2 tRNA genes and 3 rRNA genes are annotated in these 5302 nt (G+C 51.2%); all 5 read left to right on the top strand.

What is annotated here, in order from left to right:
• Positions 1-22 precede the first annotated feature (22 nt).
• Positions 23-1559, top strand: a 16S ribosomal RNA gene (locus LHL18_RS19525).
• Between the two features lie 72 nt (positions 1560-1631).
• Positions 1632-1708, top strand: a tRNA-Ile gene (locus tag LHL18_RS19530).
• Between the two features lie 221 nt (positions 1709-1929).
• Positions 1930-2005 (top strand) — tRNA-Ala (locus LHL18_RS19535).
• Between the two features lie 194 nt (positions 2006-2199).
• Positions 2200-5082: ribosomal RNA gene (locus LHL18_RS19540) — 23S ribosomal RNA — on the top strand.
• 105 nt (positions 5083-5187) lie between these two features.
• Positions 5188-5302, top strand: a 5S ribosomal RNA gene (gene rrf, locus LHL18_RS19545).
• Together the 16S, 23S and 5S rRNA genes with 2 tRNA genes alongside form the textbook arrangement of a ribosomal RNA operon.

The following is a 5302-nucleotide window of genomic DNA, read 5'->3' on the forward strand; positions in this document are numbered from 1 at the left end:
CCTTAGGGGCAGCAAACACTTTTAATTGAAGAGTTTGATCATGGCTCAGATTGAACGCTGGCGGCAGGCCTAACACATGCAAGTCGAGCGAATGAGGGTAGCTTGCTACCTGATTTAGCGGCGGACGGGTGAGTAATGTATAGGGAGCTGCCCGATAGAGGGGGATACCAGTTGGAAACGACTGTTAATACCGCATAATGTCTACGGACCAAAGTGTGGGACCTTCGGGCCACATGCTATCGGATGCACCTATATGGGATTAGCTAGTTGGTGGGGTAACGGCTCACCAAGGCGACGATCCCTAGCTGGTTTGAGAGGATGATCAGCCACACTGGAACTGAGACACGGTCCAGACTCCTACGGGAGGCAGCAGTGGGGAATATTGGACAATGGGCGCAAGCCTGATCCAGCCATGCCGCGTGTGTGAAGAAGGCCTTCGGGTTGTAAAGCACTTTCAGCGAGGAGGAAGGGTGTTGTGTTAATAGCACAGCATTTTGACGTTACTCGCAGAAGAAGCACCGGCTAACTCCGTGCCAGCAGCCGCGGTAATACGGAGGGTGCAAGCGTTAATCGGAATTACTGGGCGTAAAGCGCACGTAGGCGGTGTGTTAAGTTGGATGTGAAAGCCCCGGGCTCAACCTGGGAATTGCATTCAAAACTGGCACGCTAGAGTATGTGAGAGGGGGGTAGAATTCCAAGTGTAGCGGTGAAATGCGTAGAGATTTGGAGGAATACCAGTGGCGAAGGCGGCCCCCTGGCACAATACTGACGCTCAGGTGCGAAAGCGTGGGGAGCAAACAGGATTAGATACCCTGGTAGTCCACGCCGTAAACGATGTCTACTAGCTGTTCGTGGTCTTGTACTGTGAGTAGCGCAGCTAACGCACTAAGTAGACCGCCTGGGGAGTACGGTCGCAAGATTAAAACTCAAATGAATTGACGGGGGCCCGCACAAGCGGTGGAGCATGTGGTTTAATTCGACGCAACGCGAAGAACCTTACCTACTCTTGACATCTAGCGAAGATTGCAGAGATGCAGTTGTGCCTTCGGGAACGCTAAGACAGGTGCTGCATGGCTGTCGTCAGCTCGTGTTGTGAAATGTTGGGTTAAGTCCCGCAACGAGCGCAACCCTTATCCTTAGTTGCCAGCACGTAATGGTGGGAACTCTAGGGAGACTGCCGGTGATAAACCGGAGGAAGGTGGGGACGACGTCAAGTCATCATGGCCCTTACGAGTAGGGCTACACACGTGCTACAATGGTACGTACAGAGGGAGGCAAGCTGGCGACAGTGAGCGGATCTCTTAAAGCGTATCGTAGTCCGGATTGGAGTCTGCAACTCGACTCCATGAAGTCGGAATCGCTAGTAATCGCAAATCAGAATGTTGCGGTGAATACGTTCCCGGGCCTTGTACACACCGCCCGTCACACCATGGGAGTGGGTTGCAAAAGAAGTAGGTAGCTTAACCTTCGGGAGGGCGCTTACCACTTTGTGATTCATGACTGGGGTGAAGTCGTAACAAGGTAACCGTAGGGGAACCTGCGGTTGGATCACCTCCTTACCTAAAGTGACATGAAGTTATAAGTGTTCACACAGATGATTGATTGCATGAGATAGAGCACACGTACAGATTGGGTCTGTAGCTCAGGTGGTTAGAGCGCACCCCTGATAAGGGTGAGGTCGGTAGTTCGAGTCTACTCAGACCCACCAAATTTGATTGATGCGGCGTTGCTTCATTACTCGCATACGAAAGTATGCTTCGTAATAAAGCGCCTGGCCTGAATCAAATTGACTTAGTCAGAAAGCTTATTACGATGAATTTTGCTTTAGGCAAGGCGTGCAACGAACGCGTGAAGGAGTTGGCTGGTGCCAATGACTGAGCAAGTGAGGCGGCACAACGCAGCATAAAGTAAAAGACAGAAGTAAGAAGAGGGGTTATAGCTCAGCTGGGAGAGCGCCTGCCTTGCACGCAGGAGGTCAGCGGTTCGATCCCGCTTAACTCCACCATTCCTTTAGTGTGTTGAAATTCAAATGAAACTGTTCTTACGAGAATGATTTGATTTGAGTTTAATCTCAAACTGCTCTTTAACAATTTGGCAAGCTGATAGTAGTAAAAAACAAGCTAAGCATACTTCCGAACTCAAGCGGAAGGATTGTGACGCGAGCACACTGTACGACACAAAAACATTTTTGGGTTGTATGGTTAAGTGACTAAGCGTACACGGTGGATGCCTTGGCAGTCAGAGGCGATGAAGGACGTACTAACCTGCGAAAAGCTGTGGGAAGCCGGTAAGAGGCGTTAGACCCGCAGATGTCCGAATGGGGAAACCCAGTGAGTTTACTCACTATCCTTAACTGAATACATAGGTTAAGGAGGCAAACCGGGAGAACTGAAACATCTAAGTACCCCGAGGAAAAGAAATCAACCGAGATTCCGTTAGTAGCGGCGAGCGAACGCGGACTAGCCCTTAAGCTGGATTGGTGTTAGTGGAATCATGTGGAAATATGAGCGATACAGGGTGATAGCCCCGTACACGACAACGCCTTTTTAGTGAAAACGAGTAGGACGGGACACGTGGTATCCTGTTTGAACATGGGGGGACCATCCTCCAAGGCTAAATACTCCTGACTGACCGATAGTGAACCAGTACCGTGAGGGAAAGGCGAAAAGAACCCCTGTAAGGGGAGTGAAATAGAACCTGAAACCGTGTACGTACAAGCAGTGGGAGCACCTTCGTGGTGTGACTGCGTACCTTTTGTATAATGGGTCAGCGACTTACATTCTGTAGCGAGGTTAACCGAATAGGGGAGCCGTAGGGAAACCGAGTCTTAACTGGGCGAATAGTTGCAGGGTGTAGACCCGAAACCGGGCGATCTATCCATGAGCAGGTTGAAGGTTGGGTAACACTAACTGGAGGACCGAACCCACATCTGTTGAAAAAGATGGGGATGACTTGTGGATCGGAGTGAAAGGCTAATCAAGCTCGGAGATATCTGGTTCTCCTCGAAAGCTATTTAGGTAGCGCCTCGAGCGAATACCATTGGGGGTAGAGCACTGTTTGGGCTAGGGGGTCATCCCGACTTACCAACCCCATGCAAACTCCGAATACCAATGAGTACTACTCGGGAGACACACGGCGGGTGCTAACGTCCGTCGTGAAAAGGGAAACAACCCAGACCGCCAGCTAAGGTCCCAAAGTAATGATTAAGTGGAAAACGATGTGGGAAGGCATAGACAGCTAGGAGGTTGGCTTAGAAGCAGCCACCCTTTAAAGAAAGCGTAATAGCTCACTAGTCGAGTCGGCCTGCGCGGAAGATGTAACGGGGCTAAATCATTCACCGAAGCTGCGGACTTGTGCTTGCACAAGTGGTAGAGGAGCGTTCTGTAAGCCTGTGAAGGTGACCCGGGAGGGTTGCTGGAGGTATCAGAAGTGCGAATGCTGACATGAGTAACGATAAGGGGAGTGAAAAACTTCCCCGCCGAAAGACCAAGGGTTCCTATCCCATGCTAATCAGGGTAGGGTGAGTCGGCCCCTAAGGCGAGGCTGAAAGGCGTAGTCGATGGGAAACGGGTTAATATTCCCGTACCGGCCAATACTGCGATGGGGGGACGGAGAAAGCTAGGCAAGCGCGGCGTTGGTAGTCCGCGTGAAAGTATGTAGGTTGAGCGTTTAGGAAAATCCGGATGCTTAAGACTGAGATACGAGACGAGTCACCACGGTGACGAAGTTGCTAACGCTATGCTTCCAGGAAAAGCCTCTAAGCTTCAGGTATTGGTGACCGTACCCTAAACCGACACAGGTGGTCAGGTAGAGCATACCAAGGCGCTTGAGAGAACTCGGCTGAAGGAACTAGGCAAAATAGTACCGTAACTTCGGGAGAAGGTACGCTCTTTGCTGTGAAGGACTTGCTCCGTAAGCAGTGAAGAGTCGCAGTGACCAGCTGGCTGCAACTGTTTATTAAAAACACAGCACTCTGCAAACTCGTAAGAGGACGTATAGGGTGTGACACCTGCCCGGTGCCGGAAGGTTAATTGATGGGGTTAGCGCAAGCGAAGCTCTTGATCGAAGCCCCGGTAAACGGCGGCCGTAACTATAACGGTCCTAAGGTAGCGAAATTCCTTGTCGGGTAAGTTCCGACCTGCACGAATGGTGTAATGATGGCCAGGCTGTCTCCAGCCGAGACTCAGTGAAATTGAAATTGCGGTGAAGATGCCGTATACCCGCGGCTAGACGGAAAGACCCCGTGAACCTTTACTATAGCTTGGCACTGAACATTGACCCTACATGTGTAGGATAGGTGGGAGGCTTTGAAGCGGTAACGCCAGTTATCGTGGAGCCGTCCTTGAAATACCACCCTTGTATGTTTGATGTTCTAACGTAGGTCCCTGAATCGGGATTGCGGACAGTGTCTGGTGGGTAGTTTGACTGGGGCGGTCTCCTCCTAAAGCGTAACGGAGGAGCACGAAGGTTGGCTAAGTACGGTCGGACATCGTACGGTTAGTGTAATGGTAGAAGCCAGCTTAACTGCGAGACAGACACGTCGAGCAGGTACGAAAGTAGGTCATAGTGATCCGGTGGTTCTGTATGGAAGGGCCATCGCTCAACGGATAAAAGGTACTCCGGGGATAACAGGCTGATACCGCCCAAGAGTTCATATCGACGGCGGTGTTTGGCACCTCGATGTCGGCTCATCACATCCTGGGGCTGAAGTCGGTCCCAAGGGTATGGCTGTTCGCCATTTAAAGTGGTACGCGAGCTGGGTTTAGAACGTCGTGAGACAGTTCGGTCCCTATCTGCCGTGGGCGTTGGATGATTGAGTGGAGTTGCTCCTAGTACGAGAGGACCGGAGTGAACGAACCGCTGGTGTTCGGGTTGTCATGCCAATGGCACTGCCCGGTAGCTACGTTCGGAACGGATAACCGCTGAAAGCATCTAAGCGGGAAGCCGGCCACAAGATGAGTCATCCCTTGGACTTTGAGTCCACTAAAGGGTCGTTGGAGACCACAACGTTGATAGGTGAGGTGTGGAAGCGCTGTGAGGCGTTAAGCTAACTCATACTAATTGCCCGAGAGGCTTAACCATACAACGCCAAAGATGTTTTAACGCCTGCTAAGAAAGAGCAGCGTATAAAGAATACAGTGTGCATACTACAAGCTTGCTAAGTTAAAGACAGACAAACCGTTTTTGCCTGGTGGCAATAGCGCTGTGGAACCACCTGAACCCATTCCGAACTCAGAAGTGAAACGCAGCTGCGACGATGGTAGTGTAGCATTCGCTATGCGAGAGTAGTTCACCGCCAGGC

Source organism: Rheinheimera aquimaris, assembly GCF_020531985.1.
GTDB lineage: Bacteria > Pseudomonadota > Gammaproteobacteria > Enterobacterales > Alteromonadaceae > Alishewanella > Alishewanella aquimaris.